Below are 21,476 nucleotides of genomic sequence, written 5' to 3' on the forward strand. Positions count from 1 at the left end.
CTGGCTCAGCCCTCGCCCTCTGAATCGGCGCCGAACGAAGCGGCGTACGCGGCGTACTGGTCGCGCTGGACGGCCAGCTCGTCCGGCATGTCGACGTAGGCGTGCTGGAAGAAGTCGGTCATCGTCGGGTCGGGCATCGCCAGGCAGCCCCGGCGCAGCTCGGCGGCGACCTGGTCGGCCTCCGCCTCGACCTCGGCGAAGAAGTCCTGCCCGACGCCGGCGGACCGGGCCAGGTAGGCCTTCACCCGCTCGATCGGGTCCTTGAGCTTCCAGTACTCCAGGTCCTCGGACAGCCGGTACTTGGTCGGGTCGTCGGAGGTGGTGTGCGCGCCCATCCGGTAGGTGTAGGCCTCGACCAGGGTGGGGCCGCTTCCCTCCCGGGCCCGCTTCAGCGCCTGCTGGGTGACGGCGTACGTCGCGAGCACGTCGTTGCCGTCGACCCGGACGCCGGGGAAGCCGAAGCCGGCCGCGCGCTGGTACAGCGGGATCCGGGTCTGCCGGTCGATCGGCTCGGAGATGGCCCACTGGTTGTTCTGGCAGAAGAAGACGACCGGGGCGTTGAACACCGAGGCGTAGATGAAGGCCTCGTTCACGTCGCCCTGGCTGGAGGCGCCGTCGCCGAAGTACGCGATGGTGGCCTCGCCGGTGTCCGGGTCGCCGACCGCGTGGTCGCGCTGCTGGCCCATCGCGTACCCGGTCGCGTGCAGCGTCTGGGCGCCGATCACGATCGTGTAGAGGTGGAAGTTGTTGTCCCGGGGGTCCCAGGCGCCCTGGTCGACGCCGCGGAACAGGCCGAGCAGGTTCAGCGGGTCGACACCCTGGCAGTACGCGACGCCGTGCTCGCGGTAGGTCGGGAAGACCATGTCCTTGGCGTTGAGCGCGCGGCCGGAACCGATCTGGGCCGCCTCCTGGCCGAGCAGCGAAGCCCACAGGCCCAGCTCGCCCTGGCGCTGCAGCGCGGTCGCCTCGGTGTCGATCCGGCGAACGATGGTCATGTCCCGGTAGAAGCCCTTGATCGCCTCGTCGTCGAGGTCGAACGCGAAGTCCGGGTGCTCGACGCGCTCACCTTCGGGCGTCAGCAGCTGGACGAACTCGACCTCCTCGGAGGCCTGTGGCGGACTCACCGGCGCCTCGACGGGCGCGAACACTTCCGGGGCCAGGCCCGGCACCGACTCACTCACATGCACTCCTCGGGGTTCGAGCGCGGGATCGCCGCGACCGCAACTTGCACGCCGCCGGCCTGACCAGCCGGGTGAGGCCTCGCAGACAGGACCGCGTGGATCCAGGTTGATGCACCGTCCGGCAGTGAACCTCCTCACTGGTATCACTGCCCATCTTGCCGGACACCGTACCGAGGAGATGGTTGATCCGCTAACTGTCTGGACGCCGACTCGTACGCCGGTACCGAAAGCCGTGCCGGCATGAGACACCAGTCCGACAGGTGGTCATACCAGCAGCCGTCGGCACGCTCGGAACGAGCAATGTGACACCGATTCGCCGCCTCGGGTGTCTTGCGTCACAGATTGGTACCGATCAGGGCACCTGCTCAAGCCGGACCAGCTTGAAATTGGTCCCCTCCCGGTCCCCGTCGCCCGGCGTGTTCTCGCCGTCATGCACCGCGAGCAGACCGTGCGGGAACCGCGCCCCCAGGGACCGTGTGGACACCGCCGCTCCATCACTGTGCTGTACGCCGTCCGTCGCCGGTCCGTCGGCAACCTGGAACCCGGCCCGGTGGCTGAGCCCGCGGGCGTCGAGCCGGTAGACCGCGAAGGTGGAGTCGCCCTGGCTCGACGCGTACAGCGTCCGGGTGCCGTGCCGGTAGGCGATCGTCAGGCCTTCGGCGTCTGCGCTCAGGTGCTGTCCCGCGTCCAGGGCGGGCGGCCCGGTCGGAACGCACTCCTCGGTGCTCTCGTCGTACTCCGCGGGCTGACCGAACTCGCGCACCTTCTCCACCAGCTGCGGCCGGCCGTGCGGCGGGATCCGCCAGATGCCGACGTCCTCCTGCGCGGCGTACAGGGTGCGGGTGGTCCGGTCGAAGACCATGCCCTCGAACTGCGGCCGGTCGCCCGGGTCGGCGCACGGTGACCAGGTGCTGCCGTCACGGAGCTCGAAGGACGCGGGGAAGTCCCAGTGGGTGACAGGCCGGTAGGAGATGTTCGGTCCGTCGGTGACCAGGCGAAAGAGCCCGATCCGGGTCTCGCTGCGCCGACTGACCGCGACCAGCGGTCCGGCCGGGTCAGCGATCACCGCGACGCCGTACGCCGTGCGCTGGTCCTGGACCTCGGCGGTGTCCTTGCTGAACACCAGCGGGGCGTTCGGGCTGGTGACGTCGGCGAGCACCTTGTTCCCTGCGCCGGCGCCGCGCCGGTCGACGGCGTACACGCGGAGCTGGTCGCGGCCGCGGTCGGTGACGACGGCGAGGTCACGGACCCGGCCGCCGAGCCGCACGTTCTGGACCAGGTCGACATTGTTGAACCGGCCGGGTTCCCGGCCGGGCGCCGGGGCGGGCGGGGTGCCGACATGCTGGAGCTGCCGTCCAGCGAGATCGACGACGGTCAGGCCACCGTTCTTGAGCGTGCCGAGCACCACGGACCGCTCCGGCCGGACCGCGTCGACCCAGATCGCCGGGTCGTCGGCGTCCGCGTCACCGCCGGCCTCGTCGTCCCAGTTGGGCGCGGTCTCGACCGCCGCCCGCACCGAGACCAGCTCCTGGACTCCGGCACCGCGCTCGGGGTTCGGCCGGGCGGCGGCGGGCAGAACAGCGGCAGGCAAGGCGGTGACGGCCGCCAAGGCACCGGCCAGCAGGACGCTGGTGGATCGCATCGGATTCTCCTCACGCTCGGCCGCACCTGCGGGCACGGCACCAGCGGACAGGCTCGCGGCACCCCGTGGCCACCGGCTGTCCGCCGGGTGAACCCGGCAGGAATCCACCGGCCACTGGCAGCCAAACCCCTTGCCGCCGCCCACGTCGGCGGACTAGCGTCAGGATCGTTGTGCAGTTTTGCCCATGACAAAGGAGCGATCGATGGCCGCGCCTGCGCCCACCGTGCCGGCGAACGCCGGCGCCCGGACCGCGTCGACCGCGATGATCTGGTCGGCGCTGGTGGTCGTCTACATCGTCTGGGGCTCGACCTACCTCGCCATCCGGATCGTGGTCGAGGCGGAGATCCCGCCGATGCTGGGGATGGCGGCCCGGTTCCTGGCCGCGGCCGCGCTGCTGGCCGGATTTCTCGCCCTCCGCTCCGGCGGGCACCGGCTCAAGGTGACCGGCCGCGAACTGCTCGGCACGGCCGTGGTCGGCCTGCTCCTTCTTGCCTTCGGCAACGGCGCGGTGGCGGTCGCCGAGCAGACCGTGCCGTCCGGCCTGGCCGCGCTGCTGGTCGCGGCCGTTCCGCTCTGGCTGATGCTGCTCCGGGTCGGTGGCGGCGAACGCCCGCGCCTGCTGACCTGGATCGGCGTACTGATCGGCTTCACCGGCGCTGCTCTGCTCTCCCTGTCCAGCGGCGACACCAGCGCGAAACCACTGTCGGTCGTGATCCTGGTGCTCGGCACGATCAGCTGGGCGGTCGGCTCCCGGTTCTCGCCGCGCCTCGGACTGCCGAAGGACCCGCTGGTGGCGACGGTGTACGAGATGGCGATCGGCGGGACGGCGATGGTCCTGCTCGGCGTACTGCGCGGTGAGCCCGGGCGGTTGCACCTGGACGCGATCCACACCGACGGCTGGATCGCGCTCGGCTACCTGGTCGTCTTCGGGTCGCTGCTCGCCTACTCGGCGTACACCTATCTCCTGGCGAACGCGCCGATCTCGCTGATCGGCACCTACGCCTACGTGAACCCGGTGGTTGCGGTCCTGCTCGGCTGGCTGATCCTGAGCGAGCGGGTCACCCCGACGATCCTGCTCGGCGGGGCGGTCGTGGTGCTCGGCGTCGCACTGGTGGTCACCGCCGAGCGCCGCCCGGCGACGCCGGCCGAGCCGGAGCAGTAGCAGCCGAGCCGGCCGCAGGAAAAGGGAAAGACCCGGGCTCCCATGGGGTGCCCGGGTCTCCCACCGCTGCCGATGCGCGCGGCAGCGGGTCCTGAGGTGCCGGTCACGCCCTGCCCCGAAAAAACATGGCGCGAATGTCCGACGGTATAACTGCGACGACATTCCGACTCATCTGAAGATGCTGATTCGGCGACCACCGAGCCCACCGAAAATACATTTCGAATCATCGGATGATCCGTCTCCCGCGATGAGACAACGAACAGGTCCGGCCTTGGTTACGCCCCGATGAGACGAACCTCGCGACCGTTCCTTCCCTCGCAGTTACCGGCAAGTTGCCTGGTCAGAACGATGTCGTTGCCTGGTCAGCGAACTCATCACCCACAGACTATGGGCCGAGCGGCAATCCCCCCGGGCCGAAAAAATCTGTACCCAAATTGTGTAACCACACGCACCAGCCGTCGTTACCAGTGAGACGATCCGTCAAACCCGAAAGGAAACCTCGCATAATGCAGGTAACACGCAAGATCGCCGCTGCCGCTGCCGTGGCGACCGTCGCCACGCTGGGCCTCGCCACCGTCGTGAGCGCCAACATGGTCGACAACTCGAAGGCCGGCAGCGGCCTTGCTGACGCGGCCTCCAAGGTGAGCAAGGACGGCAAGGGCTACGGCGACCACAAGAAGCTGAGCAAGTGGTACGCGGTGGAGAAGGACGGCGGCCTGATCGCCATCGACGAGAACAAGATCGGCCCGTTCCAGGCCTGTGACAACTTCGTTCCGGTCAACGTCCTCGGCGTCCAGGTGCCGGTCAACGACATCGTTGGCATCGTCGGCCTGGACCAGGAGGAGAACCGCGTCACCGCGGTCGAGACCTGCGAGCAGGAGGTTGGCCAGAACAGCAACCGCGGCAAGTGGTACCGCGCCGAGGAGAGCGGCCTCATCTCCGTCAGCGAGAACAAGGTCGGCCCGTTCCAGGTCTGCCACAACTACGTTCCGGTCAACGTCCTGGGTGTCCAGGTGCCGGTGAACGACCTGACCGGCCTGCTGGGCCTGGACCAGGAAGAGAACGGCGTCGACAAGCTCGAGACCTGCGAGCAGGGCGTCGGCCAGAACAGCTGACCCTCCCTGGTCAGTGATGCAGGACCCGACGAAGTCGCCTCGGTGGGGCGATTGACGCGGTAGCACGAAACGAACGGCACCGGGAAGTACGCCTCACTCCTTCCCGGTGCCGTTCTTCGTTGTCCGGGGGCGGTTCACCGACCAGCCCCACCGGCAAGCACCCCGCGCGCCGAGCGTTCTTGGTATGCCGCTCTCATCGCGCCCCGCTGCGTTGGCGTTCGATGCCTGGGCAACACTGCTTCGCCCGAGGCAACACTGAGTTGTCGAGGGCAACCAGATCCTCAGAGGTCACGCAGGTCGACCGTCGCTCCGCTGGACAACGGACGGTCGAGCAGGGACCAGATGCCCGTCGCCGCCTGCTCCGGGGTGATCAGCCCGCCCGTCCGGTGCAGGTCGCGGAAGCGTTCGACCGCGGGGAAGGCCTGCTCGTCCACCTTCCGGATCTCGCTCTGCATCGCGGTGTCGACGACGCCCGGCGCGACCGCGACGACCCGGCATCCGGTCGGCTCCTCGCCGACGCTGCGGACCCACTGCTCCACCGCCGCCTTGCCCGCGTTGTACGCCGACCAGCCCGGATACGGCTTCCTCGCCGCACCCGACGACAGCATCACCAGGTGCTTCTCGCAGTCGAGCTCCGCCGTGGCGCGCAGGAACGCCCGTCCGAGCACCTGCGGCGCCGCCGAGTTCAGCAGCACCGAGCGAGCGTACTGCGCCGGGTCGACGACGGCGGCCGGCCCGATCGGGGCCACGGTGCCGGCGTTGTGCACGAACACCACCCGCTCGCCGTCGAACCCGGCCAGCTCGTCCTCGAAGTGCCGCTCGACCCGCTGCCACTCGGACACCTCGGCCAGGTCGGCCCGGAAGTGCACGTACTCGCCACGGGCGGACCCGCCACCGCTGCGCGACAGGTCGATCACCCGCGCCTGCTCGAACGGCACGGTCCGCGCGAGCGCCGCGCCGATGCCGGCCGAGGCCCCGGAAATCCACACCAGCGACCGCACCCGACCACCTCCTTCCAGGTTGTCCAGCACGCAGTAGACCACCCGCCCCGCAACCACGGCCAGCCGAGCGGTGTCGCCCGCCCGGACAGCACCAGGCCGAGGGTTAACCCTCCAAATGCAGGGTTGACCCACCGAAATCCGAGCGGTCAACCCTGCATTTGACGGGTTAACCCCTCGAAATGCGTCTCGGGCGGGGGGACCGCGAGAGGACCTGGCGCCGGGTCAGCGGCGTGGGACCTGAAGCTGGACTTCGCCGATCCGGACTCGCCGACTGGGGTCAGGTCGAGGGTTGTTTGCGCCAGTCGCGAGCGACGGCGAGGAACAGGTCGTTCGCTTCCCGCTCGCCGATCGACACCCGGGCCCCCTCGCCGGGGAACGGGCGAACCGACACCCCCTCGGCCTGGACCGCCTCCGCGAACGCCACGGTCTGCTCACCGAGCGGCATCCAGACGAAGTTGGCGTGCGTCTCCGGCACGTCCCAGCCCGCCGCCCGCAGCTCGCCGACCACCCGGTCCCGCTCTGCGACGAGCGCGTCCACCCGCTCGAGCAGCTCGGGCTCGGCCCGCAGCGAAGCGATCGCCGCCGCCTGCGCGACGTGGCTCACACCGAACGGCAGCGCGCACTTGCGGATCGCCGCGACCACCGGCGGGTGCCCGATCGCGTAGCCGATCCGGAATCCCGCCAGCCCGTAGGCCTTCGAGAAGGTCCGCAGCACGACCACGTTCGGCCGGTCCCGGTACAGCTCGGCGCCGTCGACCGTCTCCGGCTCGCGCACGAACTCCCGGTACGCCTCGTCGAGCACCACCAGCACGGTACGCGGCACCACGTCGAGAAAGGCGAGCAGCTCGTCGCGACGGACCACCGGACCGGTCGGGTTGTTCGGCGTACAGATCAGCACGACCTTGGTGCGGTCGGTCAGCGCCGCCTCCATCGCCTTGAAGTCGTGCCGGGCGTCCTCGGTCAGCGGTACCCGGACCGAGGTCGCGCCGGTCAGCTGGACGGCGATCGGATAGGCCTCGAAGGACCGCCAGGCGTACACCACCTCGTCGCCCGGATCGCACGCCGCCTGCAGCAGGTGGTAGAGCACCGCGACCGACCCGGTGCCGACCGCGAGGTCGCTCTGCGGCACGCCGAACCGCTCGGACAGCGCCTCGAGCAGGTCGACCGCACCCATGTCCGGGTAGCGGTTCATGCTCTCCGCGGCGGCCGTCGCGGCGGCCAGCACCCCCGGCAGCGGCGGGTACGGGTTCTCGTTGCTGGACAACTTGTACGTCGGGCGGCCGTCGGTGCGCTCCGGCGGACGACCCGGCTTGTACGCCGCGACGTCGTCCAGGCAGGAGCGGAAGCGGACCTCATCGTGTGCGGTCATGCCCGCAGGCTAAAGGCTTCCACCACCTGGGCAGAAGTGCCTGCGGGCCGACCGGACACATTGTCCAGCGTCTCGCCGTCAGGCCGGCAGAATGACGTCCCCGCCGGGCACGGTGATCCCGGAAAGGTCGAAATCGAGCGGGTTCGTCAGGCACCGCGCCGAGCCACCGCCCTTGTGGAACTCGGACAGGTCGAGCACCACCACGCGCAGCCCGAGCCCGGTCAGGATCTCCCGCAGCCGCGGCGAGCAGGCCGGCATCAGGATCGTCTCGCCGACCACGACCGAGTTGCCGCTGAACGCGAACGCCTCGTCGTCGGTCAGCACGATCGGCTCCGGCACGATGCCGGCCAGCTCGGCCTGGCTGGCCGCGTCGAAGGCCGGCGGGTAGACCAGCGCGTGCGTGCTGTCGACCGGACAGAACGGCAGGTCGAGGTGGTACATGCCCTCGTGCGCGATCCGCAGCCCGCGGACCCGGAGGTTCCACTCGGTGGCCAGGTGCTTCAGGGCCAGCGCCTCGGTGCGCGGCCCGTAGCCGACCACCAGGCTGTCGCCGAACACGAACGCGTCGCCGGACTCGAAGTGCGGCCCGACACCGTCGCCGCCGGCCCGGTCCAGCGCGAACCCGTGGCCGGTGAACCACTCGGCCGCCGTGAGCGACTCGTGCCGCCGCGGCTCGAACCGCATGTGCGACAGCATCGCCCGGCCGTCCGCGGTGGCCAGCCCCAGGTTCATCGCGTAGACCATGTCCGGCGAGTCCGGCCGCTGCTCCAGCACCTCGACCGAGCCGCCGGCGTCGACGATCGCCTGCCGCAGTGCGTCCCACTGCCTGCGGGTCAGCGCGGGGTCCGGCTGGTCCTGGGTCGACATGTACGGGTTGATCACGTAGTCGATCCGGAAATGGTCCGGGCGGACCATCAGATACCGCCGACCCCACCGGAGTGGCTGACCCATGAACGCACCTCGCTGCTTCTGGACCCGTCATTGACGGATCCCCTGATTGTCCGACAATCAGTCAGTGTGCAGATCCGCCCGGGCGCCGTCAACACGGGCCCGCTACCGAGTCCAGATGATGTCCAGCGAGGCCGGGTCGTAGCCGTGGCCCTGGAGCCACTGCAGCGCCTTGGTCCGGCCGTCGGCCGAGAAGACCCGGATCTTGAGCGAGATCGCCTCGGGATTGTTCGGTTCCGACTTGGACGCCTGGTACGTCGCCTTGAAGCCCGGGCCGACGTACGGCAGCTCGCGCAGGACGGGATACTTGGCCCACAGCCGGCGCTGGATCTCGTCGAACCGGCGGCCCGCCTCGGCCTCGGCCTCGAGGGCCTGGTCGGGGTTGTTCTGCACCCAGATCCGGCCCGCCGGGCCGTTGGCGTACAGGTACATCTTGACCGTCAGCGGGTCGCCGCCCTTCGCGGTCACGGTCTGGGTGTAGCTCTGGAACCCCTCCCGCTCGGCCGTCAGCGTGTGCTGCCCGGCCTTGACCTTCACCTCGCCGTTCGCGGGGATCGGGCGGCCGTCGAGGGTCAGGGTCAGGTCGTTGGGGATCGACTGCACGGTCAGCTTCGACTCCGCGCCCCCGCGGAAGACCAGGTAGCCGCCGACGAGGACCACCAGGACGACGACCACGACGCCGCTGAGCAGCCACAACCGCGGATTCTGCTCGTCCATCCGTTCCTCCTCAGTCGCTCTGCGGGGCGGGCGCGTTCTTCAACCGGGCGGCGGCGAAGATGGTCCCGATGCCGTACGTGTTCGTCGCCTCGGGCACGTGCCCGTGCAGCGAGGCGGAGGCCGAGTTGTACCCGTTGAACTCGCCCACGTACAGGTACGTGTGCCCCGGTCCGATCAGGATGTCACCCGGCTGCAGCTCGTCCTCGGTGATGTTGTCGAACACGTCGTACTTGCCGGAGCTGCGCAGGTAGGGCTCCTGGATCATGGTGCCGCGGACAGGGTAGTCCGGATCGGCGCCACTCATCCGCATCACCGTCGCGACGAAGACCCCGCAGTCGGAGAACTCGTCGGTGCCGGTCGAGCCGTTCCACTTCGGCATCGCCTCCTGGTACTCCGGCTTGGCGTCGGACTTGTACTTGCCGTGGCCGGGGGTGTCCCAGGCCAGCATCTTCGCCGTCGCGACGATGTCGCCGTTGCCGGCGCCACAGCCGCCACCACCACCGGCGGCCGCGCCGTCGCCGAAGGTCGCGAAGACCTCCCGGGCGGTCGCCTTGCGCTCCGCGTACTCGGGGTTGTTCACGTCCTGCGAGCCGGCGAACCGCTCGAAGTACCGGCCGAAGGCGACAGCGGCCTCGTCGACCCCGCCGGCCGCCCGGAGCTTGTCACCGGCCGGTCCTTCGGGCAGCGGCCCCTCGCCGAGCAGCTGCTTGGCCAGGAACTCCAGCTGCCACTCCAGCGACTCGACCTTGGCCTCGTCGTTGCCGGTGGCCTCCATCGACGGATTGATCATCTTGCCGGCCGGAGTCCACTGCACGATGCCCCAGCCGAGTGAGCTGCCGCGGGCCGCACTGGCGTGGGTGATCTGGCCGGGCGGCGTGCTCTGCAGCCGGGCCGGCTCGACGCCCGACTCGTGGATCATGTTGCCGACGATGCCGGCGGCCTGCTCCTTGCTGTAGCCGTTCGACGCGAAGAAGTTGAAGGCCTTCTCCTGGTTGTTGCCGCCGACCAGCGGACCACCGGTGCCGCAACCGCAGCCCGACGAGCTCTCGGCGCTGTCCGCGCCGAGCTCGTTGGTCGGGTCCCGCGGCACCAGCTCGCCGCCGCCGTTCTCACCGCCGCGGATCCGGAGCTCGAAGTGCAGGTGCTCGCCGCTCTCCCCCGGCTCGTCCTCGTCGCCCTCGCCGGACTTGCCGATCTCCTGGCCGCGGGTGACCTCGTCACCGACCCGCACGCTCTTGGACTCGAAGAACTGGTACCAGGTCTGGACCGCGTCGTCCTGGTGCTTGATCTTGATCCAGTCGCCCTCGACCGAGACCACCGTGCCGTCCTCGGCGGCCATCACCTTGCTGCCCTTGGGGACGTCGAAGTCCAGACCGGTGTGCTTGTTCTCACCGTCGTCCCAGCCCTGCGAGGCCTCTTGCTTCTCGGTGGGCCAGCCGAACGCCTTGCCGGCGGTCTGCGACGGCGTACAGGCCGAGGCCTGGCCGATCGATCCCATCGAGGTCAGCAGCATCGCCAGCACGATCAGCAGCGGGAGGACGAGAATGAGCCCGGCAGCGCTCAGCGCCGGCAGCGCCTTACCCTCCATCACGTCCTCCTGGGTCGATCAGCGGCTCTCCGGGCGGAACGGAACCGTCGTCGGCTCGGGGCCCCCGCATCGAGTGGTCGGGCCGGGGCGCTGGGAACAGCCTGCCCGAAAAGCGGCTCATCATGTCGGGAGTTGTCCACAGGTTCGGTGCGGGCCGGGCGCCGCACCGGTGCCGAACGCGACAACGGAGCCTGACTGGACGAGAATCGCCCCATGTACGAACGGCTGCGGGTGGACCGCTCGACCACGGTGGACCGGGTCGTGGACGCGCTCCGGGCCGCCCTCTTCGCCGGCGACCTGGAACCGGGCACGCCGTTGCGCGAGCAGCCGCTGGCCGAGGCGCTCGGCGTCGCCCGCAGTACGGTGCGCGAGGCGATGACGATGCTGGTCACCGAGGGGCTGGCGGTCCGCGAGCCGAACAAGGGCGTCAGCGTGGCGATCCTGCACCCGGACGCGGTCGCCGACATCTGCCGGGCCCGGTTCGTGCTCGAGTCGGCCGGGATCAAGGCCTGGTTCGACGCCGACGAGGCGGCCCGGGAGCGGGTCCGGGCGGCGATGCGTGAGTTCGCCGCCACCGCCAAGGACGGCGCCGACCCGGAGGCGATGACCGAGACGCACCTGGCGATCCACCGCAGCCTGGTCGCGCTGACCGGCAGCGCCCGGCTGATCGCCACCGCCGACTCGATCACCGGCGAGGCCAGGCTCGCGCTCGCACGGGTGGACGCGCTGCGCCAGGACGCCCGGCAGCAGGTCGCCTCGCACCGCAAGCTCGTCCGGCTGCTGGAGCGGGGCGAGCTGGACGAGTGCGTCGACGAGCTGCGCCGCCACCTGGCCGGCGCCGAGGAGTCCCTGCTCGAAGCCATCGCCACCCCACCGTCCTGAGCCACGTCCGCTCCGACGCAGCCCGCCGGCTCCTGGCTCCCCCGGAGCGGGAAACAGGGCCGGCGATGCCCGGGGTGGCAGGATCGGTGCATGAAGAACTTGATCATCAAGCTGCTGGCCAACGCGGTCGCGCTGGCCGTCGCCAGCTGGGTCGTCGGCGGGATCACCCTGGAGGGCTCGACCACGGGCCGCCGGGTGCTGACGCTGCTGATCGTCGCGGCCATCTTCGGCGTCGTGAACGCGGTGGTGAAGCCGGTCGCGAAGCTGCTGTCGCTGCCGTTCATCATTCTCACGCTGGGCCTGCTGATCTTCGTGATCAACGCCCTGATGCTGCTGCTGACGTCGTGGATCACCGGCAAGCTCGACGTGCAGTTCCACGTCGACGGCTTCGTCGCCGCGCTGCTCGGCTCGCTGGTGATCACCCTGGTCGGCGTACTGCTGAACGTGGTGCTGCCCGACAAGGCGGAGATCCGCTGAGATGACCGGCGTGGTGAGGCGCGTCGAGATCGTCTGCACGGGCAACATCTGCCGCTCGCCGATCGGCGAGGTGGTACTGCGCGCGAAGCTGGCCGAGGCCGGCATCGACGACGTGGTGGTGACCAGCTCCGGCACCGACGGCTGGCACGCGGGCGACCCGATGGATCCCCGGGCGGCCGCCGCGCTGCGCCGCCGTGGGTACGACGGCAGCGCGCACCGGGCCCAGGAGTTCCGCGCCGGCTGGTTCGCCGAGCGCGACCTGGTGCTCGCGATGGACTCCGGCCACCTGGCGGCGCTGGTCCGGCGGCGTGGCCCCGACCCGGCGATCCAGCCGGAGCTGTTCGCCGAGCTCGACGTACCGGACCCGTACTACGGCGAGGACGAGGGCTTCGACGAGGTGCTCGACCAGATTGAGAAAGCAGCCGACCGCTGGGTCGAGCGCCTCACCCGCTGATCCCGCGTCCGGAGAACCCGGCGCCACCGCGCAGGGTTCTTCGGACGCACCAGGTCAGGCCTGGCCGATCTCGGCCTTCAGCGCGACGAACCAGTCCGTCGACGGGTCGAACTCCTTGCCGCCGGCGATCCGCGGGAACTCGATCGCGCGCAGCTCGTCGCCCCGCTGCTCGTCGTGGCCGACCACCCCGGACTCGCCCCGCAGCGCCGCGTCCACGGCGTAGTCGGTGCACTGCTTGATCAGCGCCAGGTCGCGGTCGTTGGCGGCGGCCGAGCGGCTGAAGTACCCGCTCTTCTGCACCATCGTCTTCTCCGCGCCGATCCGCTCGGCGAACTGCTTGGCGAACCAGGCGCCCGGGTTGATCGTGTCCAGCTTCACGTGCCCGAACGGGTCCCGGCCGACCTGCTCGCCGCGGGCCTCCATCTCGGCCACGATCGCCGGCACGCCCGCGCCCTCGGACAGGAAGATGTTCACGCAGTCCTCGCGGTCCATCGCCGCCTTGAGCCGCTCGGCCTCGGCGTCCAGGTCGATCGGTGCCTCCGGCACGTACACCGCGTCGATGTCCCAGCGGCCCGCGCTCAGCCCGATGCCCGGGTTCCACTCCTGCTGCTTGAACCACTCGCGGTAGGCCAGCGCGGTCGCCGCGGTCAGCCAGCCGCAGTTGCGGCCCATCACCTCGTGCACGATCAGCATCCGGGGGTTCGAGCTGTGCTCGGCGACGATGTTGCGGGCGAACAGCGCGCCCTGCTCGGCCGCCGTCCAGGCGCCCAGGCTCTGCCGGATCGGCACCACGTCGTTGTCGATCGTCTTCGGCAGGCCGACCACGGTCAGGTCGTAGTCGTGCTCGTGCAGGTACGCCGCCAGGTCGGCCGCGGTGGTGTTGGTGTCGTCGCCGCCGATCGTGTGCAGCACGTCGACGCCGTCGGCAACGAGCCGCTCGGCCGCGACCTGCAGCGCGTTCTGGCCGTCGGCGATCAGCCCGCGCTTGACCAGGTCCGCGGTGTTGGTCAGCTTGACCCGGCTGTTGCCGATCGGGCTGCCGCCGAACTTGTGCAGCAGCCCGGCCTTGGCGCGCACCTCGGGTGTCACCTCGACGTGCCGGCCGCTGAGCAGACCGTGGTAGCCGTTCAGGTATCCGATGATCTCCACGTCGGGCGCCACGGCGGTGTAGCGCTCGATCAGTCCGCCGACGGCGGACGACAGGCAGGGCGCGAGCCCGCCCGCGGTGAGAAGGGCAACTCTGCGGACAGACTTGTCGGCAGCCATGGGTCAGGGTCCTTCCGGAGGTCGCTGAAGTCGCTCACAGCGTAGTGATGCAGACCACTCCCAACGGTGGTTGGGGCCCACCAGCCGGACACCGCCGACCGAAGTACCGTCCCGGCGGACTTTGGTCTTCGCCGCCGCCGCGGGCCTACCGCCGCCCGTCGGCCGCCCGCAACACTGCGGAGATGAGCCTGCAGATCCGCGGTATCTCCTACGTCCCGGCCGCCGACCCCGACGCCGTACGCCGCGACCTGCGGGTCGTCGCCGAGTCCCTGCACTGCACCACGGTGATGCTGATCGAGACCGATCCCGAGCAGCTGCGGGCGGCCGCGGAGTACGCGTTGGAGCTGGGGCTGGAGGTCTACGTCCGGCCGTACGTCGAGGACCGGCCGCGGTCCGAGGTCCTGGCGCACCTGGAGCAAACGGCCGTCGCCGCCGAGCAGTTGCGGCGCAGCCACCCGGGCAAGGTGACCCTGGTGCTCGGGTCCGAGTTCTCCCTGACCTCGCCCGGCATGATCCCGGGACCGCGGATGTTCGTCCGGATCCAGGTGCTGATCCGGTGGCGGCGCTTCTTCGACCGCCGCATCACCCGCAAGCTCGCGAGCCTGCTCGACGCCGCTCTGGCCACGGCACGCCGCTCGTTCCAGGGCCCGATCACGTACGCGGCCGGCTACTGGGAGCAGGTCGACTGGTCCGGGTTCGACCTGGTCGGCGTCAACCTCTACCGGATGGGCACCGACCACGCCGGCTACGAGCGGCGGGTCCGGGAGCTGACCGAGACCACCGGCAAGCCGGTCGTGATCACGGAGTTCGGCTGCGGCGCGTTCGTCGGGGCGGACCGGCGCGGACCGGGGTCCTTCCTGATCGTGAACTGGTTCGCCACACCGCCGCGGATCAAGGACGGGTACCGGCGCGACGAGGCAACCCAGGCGGCGTACCTGGAGGACCTGATCGGGGTGTACTCCCGGACCGGCGTGCACGGCTGCTTCGTCTACACGTTCTCGATGGCGGACTTCCCGCACTGGAGCGATCCACTCTTCGACCTGGACATGGCCGGGTTCGGGGTGGTGCGGATCCCGGCCGGTGACCCGGCCACCTGGGAACCGAAGCAGGCCTTCGCGACCGTCGCCCGGCTCTACGCGTCCTGAGCCGTACGCCGTCCCGATCGGCCGCGGCTGCTCAGTCGAGCCCGACCGGTCGGGGCGGAACGGGCGTGGAGACGACGAACGAGCTGTTCGTCGAGCCGTGCACGTTCAGCGTGTCCAGCAGCGCCTCCAGGGCGTCGATCGCCGGGACCTGCACGCGGATCAGGAAGCAGTCCTCCCCGGAGATCCGGTGGCACTCGACCACTTCGGGCGTCCGCTCGGCCAGCTCGACGATCCGCGGGATCTGGCCGGGACCGGGCTTCAGTCGCACCCAGGCGGCCACCGGCAGGCCCAGCGCGGCCGGGTCCAGCTCCAGCCGGTAGCCGCGGATCACCCCGGACTCCTCCAGCCGGGCGACGCGCTCGCGCACGGTCGGGGCCGAGACGCCGAGCCGGCGGGCCAGATCGCTGGTGCGCGCCCGCGGATCGTCGGTCAGGGCCCGCAGCAGCCGGCGATTCAAGCCGTCCAGAATTTCACTCTGGACACCACAGCGCCCTGCTGCCTTCGTTCCAGTAGACATCGCGGTCTCTCCAGCTTCATTTCGGCATGGGATCTCCCCAGTCTACTTTCTAGGCTTCTGGTATGAGAGAACGGACTTGGCCGGCGCTGGTGGCCGCCGGAATCACCGTGGTGCTGTGGGCGTCGGCGTTCGTCGCGATCCGCCATCTCGGCACCGACCTGTCGGCAGGACCGTTGTCGCTGGCGCGGCTGCTGGTCGGAAGCGTGCTGCTCAGCTTGATGCTGCTGGGCCGGCAGTGGCAGCGTCCGGCGCGGCACGACTGGCTTCCGCTGCTCGCCTGCGGTCTGCTCTGGTTCGGTGTCTACAACATCGCGCTCAACGCGGCCGAGCGCCGGCTGGACGCGGGCACGGCCGCGATGCTGGTCCACATCGCGCCCCTGCTGATCGCCCTGCTCGCAGGACTCACGCTGGGCGAAGGCTTCCCGCGCCAGCTCGTCATCGGCAGCCTAGTGGCGTTCGGAGGCGTCGCACTGATCGGTACGGCGACGTCGACCGGCCAGGCGGAGACCTGGGGCGTCGTGCTCTGCGTGGTGGCCGCCGTCTCGTACGCCGTCGGGGTGATCGCCCAGAAGCCGCTGCTCGCCCGGCTGCCGGCCGGCCAGGTCACCTGGATGGCCTGCACGATCGGCGCCATCAGCTGCCTTCCGTACGGACCGTCGCTGGTCGAGGAGATCGCGGCGGCCCGGCCGTCCACGCTGTGGTGGGTGCTGTACCTCGGCGCCTTCCCGACCGCGCTCGGCTTCACCACCTGGGCGTTCGCGCTCTCCCGGACCACCGCCGGCCGGATGGGCGCCACGACGTACCTGGTGCCGGTCGTCGCCATCGGTCTGGCCTGGTTGCTGCTGGACGAGACACCGGCAGCGCTGGCCCTCGGCGGCGGCGCACTGTGCCTGGTCGGCGTCGCGCTATCGCGCCGTACCGCGAAGGTGCGCGTGGATGCCGCCGTAGACGCTCACGCGCGGCAGTAGCCGCTTGGGGACCTTCGTGACGACGCTGTAGTTGGCGTCGACGACGTTGGCGAGCGGGACCTCGCTGATCTGGCTCAGGAGCTGGTACGCGTCGAGCTTGTCGAGCCCGTAGAGCTCGCTGAGCCAGCCGACCATGTCGACCTGGCCCGCGCGCCAGGCGTCCTCCAGCGGCCGGCTGGACCCGACCACCGCGAGGTGGTCGTCGGTCTCCAGCCGGGGCCAGGCCGGGCCCGGCGTCTTCACCAGGGCGACCACCATGACGACGTTCATGGCGCCTTCCACCGCCGTACCGCAGGACTCGCCCTCACCCTGGCGGTAGTGCCCGTCGCCGACCGAGAACAGCGCCCCCTCGACGTTCACCCGCAGGTAGCAGGTCGTGCCGGGCTTCATCTCCGGGGTGTCCATGTTGCCGCCGAAGTAGTCCGGTACCAGCGACGAGCGGACCTCCCCGGCCGCCGGGGCCAGCCCGACCGTGCCCAGCATCGGCTCGATCGGCAGGGCCACCTCCAGGTCACTGCCCTGCGCCTGGAAGCCGACGGTCTGCCGGTCGGTGTCCACCTCGTAGATCCAGGTCCGCTCCGGCAGCGGGTCCTGCAGCGTGGCGGTCCGGTCGGTGCTGGTCAGCCCGCCGAAGAACGGGATGGTCGCCGACGCGCCCCAGCTCCGGGCCGGGGTCAGCTCGACGAAGTGCAGCGCCAGGGTGTCGCCCGGCTCGGCGCCCTCGACGTAGAACGGCCCGGTCTGCGGGTTGACGAACGGCATGCTGAGCGAGGCGCTGGCCAGGTCCGCAGTACTGCGCAGCCGGCCGCAGAACGCGTCCTCGGTCCACAGCCGCAGCTGGGTGCCGGGGCGGACCCGGCGGACCTCAGCGGCACCGCCGAAGGTCCAGGTGAGCTGCTCGCTGTCCGGGGTGAAGTCGACGATGTCCACGGACCGCAAGCTACGCCGGGTCCGACCGTAACGCGACCGGTCAGCGGGTTCTCAGCCGATTCTCAAACAGACGGCCTACGCTCGATGGTCGGAGGTCCGGACCACACCGGACCAGTGATCCGACCAGCGGTGGGAGCGCACGATGCGGGTACTCGTGGTGGACGACGACCGGGCGGTCCGGGACTCGCTGCGCCGTTCGCTGGAGTTCAACGACTTCGAGGTGGTCACCGCCTCCGACGGCGCCGAGGCGCTCGCGGTGATCGGCAACGTCGACCCCGACGTGGTCGTGATGGACGTGATGATGCCCCGGCTGGACGGGCTGGAGACCACCAAGGCGTTGCGGGCCGCGGGCAACAACGTGCCGATCCTGGTGCTGACCGCACGGGACGCGGTCGCCGACCGGGTGGACGGCCTGGACGCCGGCGGCGACGACTACCTGACCAAGCCGTTCGCGCTGGAGGAGCTGCTGGCCCGGCTGCGCGCCCTGCTGCGGCGCAGCGCGGCCCCCGGCGAAGGCGGCCCACGCGGCGAGATCCTGCAGTACGCCGACCTGGTGGTCGACGTGGACGCGCACGAGGTGCACCGCGGCGACGTGCCGATCCAGCTCACCCGGACCGAGTTCTCCCTGCTCGAGCTGCTGATCCGCAACCCGCGCCGGGTGCTGGAGCGCGCGGTGATCCTGGACGCGGTCTGGGGCTACGACTTCCCGACCACGGCGAACTCGCTCGAGGTCTACATCGGCTACCTGCGCCGCAAGACCGAGGTGAACGGCCTGCCCCGGCTGATCCACACCGTGCGCGGCATCGGCTACGTGCTCCGGGACACTCCGCCGTGAGCACGCAACCCCCCGACTTCCCGTCGTACGCCGGTCGCCCGCGGCCCGGCGTACCGCCGACGCCCTCGCCGCGGCCGGCCGGGCCGAGCGGTCCTCCCCAGCCCGGGCAGAGTCCCGGCGTCACAGGTCCGGGTGCTCCCGGCCCGGGTGCTCAGGGGCCGGGCGGCAAGCCGGGCCGGAACGGCTACTCCGGAACCGCTTTGGTCTCGGCCAACCTCGCCCGGACCCAGAGCTGGTGGCAGGAGAAGCTGCACCGGCTCAGCCTGCACGCCCGGGTCACCCTGCTGGCCGCCGTCGCGGTGGGCTTCGCGGTCGCGCTGGTCAGCGTCTCGGCGTACGTCACGGTGCGCCAGCAGATGTACCGCAACCTGGACTCCAGCCTGATCGACCGGGCCGAGCAGGCGGCCAAGACCGGCGTGCTGACCAACCAGCAGAACCTGGCCACCATTCCGACCGACGCCTTCGGCCTCAGCGACATCCGGCTCGGGCTGTACCTGGCGACCGGGCAGAAGGTCGGCGCGGCCGACAGCTACCTGCCGCCGATGGGTCCCACCGAGCTGGCCATCGCCCAGAGCCAGAGCAACGAGGCCAGCGTGCGGACGGTCGGCACCCGCAACGGCGCGCACTTCCGGGTGATCTCCGTGCCCGCCGAGTTCTGCCCGATCATGCATCCCTGCCAGCAGGACAGGGAGGCCCGGCTGCCCGCCGCGCTGGTCGTCGCCCAGTCGCTGGACCCGATCGACCGCACACTGCACAACCTCGGCATCGTGCTGTGGGCCTTCGGCCTGGTCGGAGTGATCGGCGCTGCCCTGGCCGGCAACGCGATCGCCCAGTCCGGGCTGCGACCACTGGTCCGGCTGACCGGTGCCGCCGAGCACGTGGCCAGGACCGAGGAGCTGCGACCGATCCCGGTGAGCGGCTCCGACGAGATCTCCCGGCTCGCGCTCGCCTTCAACGCGATGCTGCAGGCCCTGGCCCGGTCGCAGGACCGGCAGCGGCGGCTGGTCGGCGACGCGGGGCACGAGCTGCGGACACCGCTGACCAGTGTCCGGACCAACCTGGACCTGCTCGCCCAGGCCGACCAGCGCGGCGGTCTGCGCCCCGAGGACCGTCAGCAGCTGCTGGACGACGTCCGCGCACAGATGGACGAGCTGACCACGCTGATCGGCGACCTGACCGAGCTGGCCCGGGACACCCCGCAGGTCCGCGACGCCGAGCTGATCGAGCTGTCGAACGTGGTCGAGGACGCGGTGATCAAGGTCCGCCGCCGCGCGCCGGGGCTGGAGTGGGACGTCCAGCTGGACCCGTTCCCGGTCTGGGGCGACGAGCGCCTGCTCGGCCGGGCAGTGACCAACCTGCTCGACAACGCCGCGAAGTACAGCACTCCGGACGAGCCGGCGGGTGAGGACCAGCCGCCGGCCCGGGTGACGGTCCGGCTGCGCGACGGCGTGCTGACGGTGACCGACAGCGGCCCGGGCATCGCCGAGGCCGACCTGCCGCACGTGTTCGACCGGTTCTACCGCTCCAGCGAGGCACGCAGCAGGCCGGGCTCCGGTCTGGGCCTCGCGATCGTCAAGCACGCGGCCGAGCAGCACGGTGGCATGATCTACGCCCGCAACGCGCCCGGCGGCGGAGCACAGTTCACGCTGTGGCTGCCCCACGCCGCCACGCAGTCGCGATGACTCCCCCGCGGGGCGGCCGGGCCTTCGCGGTTCCCTCACAGTGTGCTCAGGGGATCTTCATCGAGTTCTTCGGCAGCTCTGACGGGATCTTCAGCGCGTTCTCAGGTCCGGCCCTCATGGTTGACCCATGACCGAGAACCAGCCGCACCAGCCGCAGAACCAGCCCGGGAACGACACCCCGGCGCAGGGTTCGACGTACGGGAACCAGGCCCCGCAGGGGACGTCGCCGTCGTACGGCTCGAGTCCGCAGGAGCGTACTCAGCAGCTGCCGACGACCGGCTACGGCCAGCACTCGCAGCAGCAGTACGCGCCGCACGGACCGGCGCGGCCGGGGCAGCACTCCTCAGGTGGGGGTGCTTTCCAGGGCGGACAGTTCGGTACGACCGGGGCGCATCAGGGGGCGTCGCCGGGTACCGGCTGGCCGTTCGCCGCCCAGCAGCCGGCCCAGCCGGAGCCACCCAAGCCCAAGCGGCGCGGGCTGGCTCTGGTGGCAGCCACCGCGCTGCTGGTCGGGACCGCCGGCGGTGTGGGTGGTGCGGCTGTGTACTCGGCGACGAACGACTCCAGCGCCACCCCGTCGGTGACCGCGCCGCTGACCGGCGGGCAGGCCGCTCCGGCCTCGGCGCCGGACGGCTCGGTGCAGAACGCCGCCGCCAAGGTGCTGCCGAGCGTGGTGAAGATCGCAGTCGCCACCGCGCAGGGTGCCGGCACCGGGTCCGGCATCGTGATCAGCCAGGACGGCCTGATCGTCACCAACAACCACGTGGTGGCGGGCGCCGGCAACGGCGGCCGGCTGAGCGTGATCCTGAACGACGGGCGGACCGTGCCGGCGACCATCGTCGGCACCGACCCGCTGACCGACCTCGCCGTGATCCGCGCCGACGCCAAGGACCTGAAGCCGGCCGTGCTCGGCAAGAGCGGTTCACTGCTCGTCGGCCAGGGCGTGGTCGCGATCGGTTCGCCGTTCGGCCTGGACGCGACCGTGACCAGCGGCATCGTGTCGGCCCTGAACCGTCCGGTCAGCTCGGGCGGCGAGCAGCAGGACAGCACCACGGTCTTCCCAGCCGTTCAGACCGACGCCGCGATCAACCCCGGGAACTCCGGCGGCGCCCTCATCGACCTCGCCGGCCAGGTGGTCGGAATCAACAGCGCGATCAAGACCGCCGGAGGATCGGGACAATCCGAAGGCGGCAACATCGGCCTGGGCTTCGCAATCCCGATCGACCAGGCCAAGCCGATCATCGACGAGCTGGTGGCCTCGGGCAAGGCCACGCATGCGCGGCTCGGAGTGACGGTCGGCGACGCGCAGTCCTCCGACGGGCTCACGCAAGGAGCGACCCTCGGCGAGGTGACGCCCGGCGGTGCGGCGGACAAGGCCGGCCTGAAGAGCGGTGACATCGTCACCGCGATCAACGGCAAGGCGATCGCGTCAGGGGACGCGTTGGTCGCCGCGGTCCGTTCGCACCGCCCGGGCGACGAGGTCACCATCACCTTCACCCGGGACGGCAAGCCCGGGCAGACGGTGAAGGCCAAGCTCGGCTCCGACAACGGCAACCCCACCGGCTGACCCCCCGAACGGCGCCGGCCGGCCCTCCCC

The 21,476-nt window shown here is 70.7% G+C and carries 20 protein-coding genes; 10 read left to right on the forward strand and 10 right to left on the reverse strand.

Annotated elements, in window-relative coordinates; translation table 11 throughout:
• Positions 1–5 precede the first annotated feature (5 nt).
• The gene (pdhA, locus tag KFLA_RS34130) at positions 6–1,181 is read right to left on the reverse strand and encodes a pyruvate dehydrogenase (acetyl-transferring) E1 component subunit alpha (RefSeq protein WP_012924408.1); all 1,176 of its coding nucleotides are present in this window, start codon (positions 1,179–1,181) and stop codon (positions 6–8) included.
• A 352-nt stretch (positions 1,182–1,533) separates the two neighbouring features.
• The gene (locus KFLA_RS34135) at positions 1,534–2,823 is read right to left on the reverse strand and encodes a phytase (protein ID WP_012924409.1); all 1,290 of its coding nucleotides are present in this window, start codon (positions 2,821–2,823) and stop codon (positions 1,534–1,536) included.
• Between the two features lie 202 nt (positions 2,824–3,025).
• On the opposite strand from KFLA_RS34135, the gene KFLA_RS34140 reads away from it, so the two are divergent.
• Together KFLA_RS34140 and KFLA_RS34145 are read left to right on the forward strand one after the other, a co-directional pair.
• A complete protein-coding gene (locus KFLA_RS34140; protein WP_012924410.1) occupies positions 3,026–3,985 on the forward strand; it encodes an EamA family transporter in 960 nt (319 codons plus the stop codon).
• Positions 3,986–4,491: 506 nt separating this feature from the next.
• Positions 4,492–5,100, forward strand: coding sequence for a hypothetical protein (locus KFLA_RS34145; RefSeq protein WP_012924411.1), 609 nt, complete (start codon positions 4,492–4,494; stop codon positions 5,098–5,100).
• A gap of 281 nt (positions 5,101–5,381) precedes the next feature.
• Here KFLA_RS34145 and KFLA_RS34150 read toward each other — a convergent pair whose 3' ends face one another.
• The 5 genes from KFLA_RS34150 to KFLA_RS34170 all read right to left on the reverse strand — a co-directional run bounded on the left by KFLA_RS34150 (position 5,382) and on the right by KFLA_RS34170 (position 10,723).
• On the reverse strand, positions 5,382–6,101 hold the full coding sequence (locus KFLA_RS34150; RefSeq protein ID WP_012924412.1) for an SDR family NAD(P)-dependent oxidoreductase: 720 nt from the start codon (positions 6,099–6,101) through the stop codon (positions 5,382–5,384).
• Between the two features lie 277 nt (positions 6,102–6,378).
• Positions 6,379–7,470, reverse strand: a complete 1,092-nt coding sequence (gene hisC, locus KFLA_RS34155; RefSeq protein WP_012924413.1) for a histidinol-phosphate transaminase — start codon at positions 7,468–7,470, stop codon at positions 6,379–6,381.
• A 78-nt stretch (positions 7,471–7,548) separates the two neighbouring features.
• The gene (locus KFLA_RS34160; RefSeq protein WP_012924414.1) at positions 7,549–8,421 is read right to left on the reverse strand and encodes a dimethylarginine dimethylaminohydrolase family protein; all 873 of its coding nucleotides are present in this window, start codon (positions 8,419–8,421) and stop codon (positions 7,549–7,551) included.
• Positions 8,422–8,523: 102 nt separating this feature from the next.
• The gene (locus tag KFLA_RS34165; protein ID WP_012924415.1) at positions 8,524–9,135 is read right to left on the reverse strand and encodes a PEGA domain-containing protein; all 612 of its coding nucleotides are present in this window, start codon (positions 9,133–9,135) and stop codon (positions 8,524–8,526) included.
• Between the two features lie 10 nt (positions 9,136–9,145).
• Complete coding sequence (locus tag KFLA_RS34170; RefSeq protein ID WP_012924416.1) at positions 9,146–10,723, reverse strand: phage tail tip lysozyme; 1,578 nt, start codon at positions 10,721–10,723, stop codon at positions 9,146–9,148.
• A gap of 213 nt (positions 10,724–10,936) precedes the next feature.
• On the opposite strand from KFLA_RS34170, the gene KFLA_RS34175 reads away from it, so the two are divergent.
• From KFLA_RS34175 to KFLA_RS34185, 3 genes are all read left to right on the forward strand, one after another.
• Complete coding sequence (locus tag KFLA_RS34175; protein WP_012924417.1) at positions 10,937–11,605, forward strand: GntR family transcriptional regulator; 669 nt, start codon at positions 10,937–10,939, stop codon at positions 11,603–11,605.
• 90 nt (positions 11,606–11,695) lie between these two features.
• Complete coding sequence (locus KFLA_RS34180; RefSeq protein WP_012924418.1) at positions 11,696–12,082, forward strand: phage holin family protein; 387 nt, start codon at positions 11,696–11,698, stop codon at positions 12,080–12,082.
• Between the two features lies 1 nt (position 12,083).
• On the forward strand, positions 12,084–12,536 hold the full coding sequence (locus KFLA_RS34185; RefSeq protein WP_012924419.1) for a low molecular weight protein-tyrosine-phosphatase: 453 nt from the start codon (positions 12,084–12,086) through the stop codon (positions 12,534–12,536).
• A 54-nt stretch (positions 12,537–12,590) separates the two neighbouring features.
• Here KFLA_RS34185 and KFLA_RS34190 read toward each other — a convergent pair whose 3' ends face one another.
• Positions 12,591–13,802 (reverse strand): pyrophosphate--fructose-6-phosphate 1-phosphotransferase, encoded by a 1,212-nt coding sequence (locus KFLA_RS34190; protein ID WP_012924420.1) that lies wholly within the window; start codon positions 13,800–13,802, stop codon positions 12,591–12,593.
• Between the two features lie 182 nt (positions 13,803–13,984).
• On the opposite strand from KFLA_RS34190, the gene KFLA_RS34195 reads away from it, so the two are divergent.
• Positions 13,985–14,947 carry a hypothetical protein gene (locus KFLA_RS34195; protein ID WP_012924421.1) on the forward strand — a complete coding sequence of 321 codons (963 nt, stop codon included), beginning with the start codon at positions 13,985–13,987 and terminating at the stop codon, positions 14,945–14,947.
• 31 nt (positions 14,948–14,978) lie between these two features.
• On the opposite strand, the gene KFLA_RS34200 is transcribed toward KFLA_RS34195, so the two are convergent.
• Positions 14,979–15,404, reverse strand: a complete 426-nt coding sequence (locus KFLA_RS34200) for an Lrp/AsnC family transcriptional regulator (RefSeq protein WP_237706666.1) — start codon at positions 15,402–15,404, stop codon at positions 14,979–14,981.
• Positions 15,405–15,526: 122 nt separating this feature from the next.
• Here KFLA_RS34200 and KFLA_RS34205 point away from each other — a divergent pair, with 122 nt between their 5' ends.
• Positions 15,527–16,432, forward strand: a complete 906-nt coding sequence (locus KFLA_RS34205) for a DMT family transporter (RefSeq protein ID WP_012924423.1) — start codon at positions 15,527–15,529, stop codon at positions 16,430–16,432.
• Here the strand turns inward: KFLA_RS34205 and KFLA_RS34210 are convergent.
• Positions 16,370–17,362 (reverse strand): acetamidase/formamidase family protein, encoded by a 993-nt coding sequence (locus tag KFLA_RS34210; RefSeq protein ID WP_012924424.1) that lies wholly within the window; start codon positions 17,360–17,362, stop codon positions 16,370–16,372. The genes KFLA_RS34205 and KFLA_RS34210 overlap by 63 nt on opposite strands.
• A gap of 142 nt (positions 17,363–17,504) precedes the next feature.
• Here KFLA_RS34210 and KFLA_RS34215 point away from each other — a divergent pair, with 142 nt between their 5' ends.
• From KFLA_RS34215 to KFLA_RS34225, 3 genes are all read left to right on the forward strand, one after another.
• Positions 17,505–18,197: a response regulator transcription factor gene (locus KFLA_RS34215; RefSeq protein WP_012924425.1), complete on the forward strand. Its 693-nt coding sequence runs from the start codon at positions 17,505–17,507 to the stop codon at positions 18,195–18,197.
• The gene (locus KFLA_RS34220) at positions 18,194–19,879 is read left to right on the forward strand and encodes a sensor histidine kinase (RefSeq protein ID WP_272941273.1); all 1,686 of its coding nucleotides are present in this window, start codon (positions 18,194–18,196) and stop codon (positions 19,877–19,879) included. Before KFLA_RS34215 ends, KFLA_RS34220 begins: the two co-directional genes overlap by 4 nt.
• Before the next feature lie 127 nt (positions 19,880–20,006).
• A complete protein-coding gene (locus KFLA_RS34225) occupies positions 20,007–21,446 on the forward strand; it encodes a S1C family serine protease (RefSeq protein ID WP_012924428.1) in 1,440 nt (479 codons plus the stop codon).
• Positions 21,447–21,476 lie beyond the last annotated feature (30 nt).

It is taken from the genome of Kribbella flavida DSM 17836, assembly GCF_000024345.1.
In the GTDB taxonomy this organism is placed as follows: domain Bacteria; phylum Actinomycetota; class Actinomycetes; order Propionibacteriales; family Kribbellaceae; genus Kribbella; species Kribbella flavida.

Coding starts and splice junctions, on each gene's coding strand:
- KFLA_RS34135 (WP_012924409.1), bottom strand. CDS start 2,823: ATGCGATCCACCAGCGTCCTGCTGGCCGGTGCCTTGGCGGCCGTCACC.
- KFLA_RS34140 (WP_012924410.1), top strand. CDS start 3,026: ATGGCCGCGCCTGCGCCCACCGTGCCGGCGAACGCCGGCGCCCGGACC.
- KFLA_RS34145 (WP_012924411.1), top strand. CDS start 4,492: ATGCAGGTAACACGCAAGATCGCCGCTGCCGCTGCCGTGGCGACCGTC.
- hisC (WP_012924413.1), bottom strand. CDS start 7,470: ATGACCGCACACGATGAGGTCCGCTTCCGCTCCTGCCTGGACGACGTC.
- KFLA_RS34160 (WP_012924414.1), bottom strand. CDS start 8,421: ATGGGTCAGCCACTCCGGTGGGGTCGGCGGTATCTGATGGTCCGCCCG.
- KFLA_RS34165 (WP_012924415.1), bottom strand. CDS start 9,135: ATGGACGAGCAGAATCCGCGGTTGTGGCTGCTCAGCGGCGTCGTGGTC.
- KFLA_RS34170 (WP_012924416.1), bottom strand. CDS start 10,723: ATGGAGGGTAAGGCGCTGCCGGCGCTGAGCGCTGCCGGGCTCATTCTC.
- KFLA_RS34175 (WP_012924417.1), top strand. CDS start 10,937: ATGTACGAACGGCTGCGGGTGGACCGCTCGACCACGGTGGACCGGGTC.
- KFLA_RS34180 (WP_012924418.1), top strand. CDS start 11,696: ATGAAGAACTTGATCATCAAGCTGCTGGCCAACGCGGTCGCGCTGGCC.
- KFLA_RS34185 (WP_012924419.1), top strand. CDS start 12,084: ATGACCGGCGTGGTGAGGCGCGTCGAGATCGTCTGCACGGGCAACATC.
- KFLA_RS34190 (WP_012924420.1), bottom strand. CDS start 13,802: ATGGCTGCCGACAAGTCTGTCCGCAGAGTTGCCCTTCTCACCGCGGGC.
- KFLA_RS34195 (WP_012924421.1), top strand. CDS start 13,985: ATGAGCCTGCAGATCCGCGGTATCTCCTACGTCCCGGCCGCCGACCCC.
- KFLA_RS34205 (WP_012924423.1), top strand. CDS start 15,527: ATGAGAGAACGGACTTGGCCGGCGCTGGTGGCCGCCGGAATCACCGTG.
- KFLA_RS34215 (WP_012924425.1), top strand. CDS start 17,505: ATGCGGGTACTCGTGGTGGACGACGACCGGGCGGTCCGGGACTCGCTG.
- KFLA_RS34225 (WP_012924428.1), top strand. CDS start 20,007: ATGACCGAGAACCAGCCGCACCAGCCGCAGAACCAGCCCGGGAACGAC.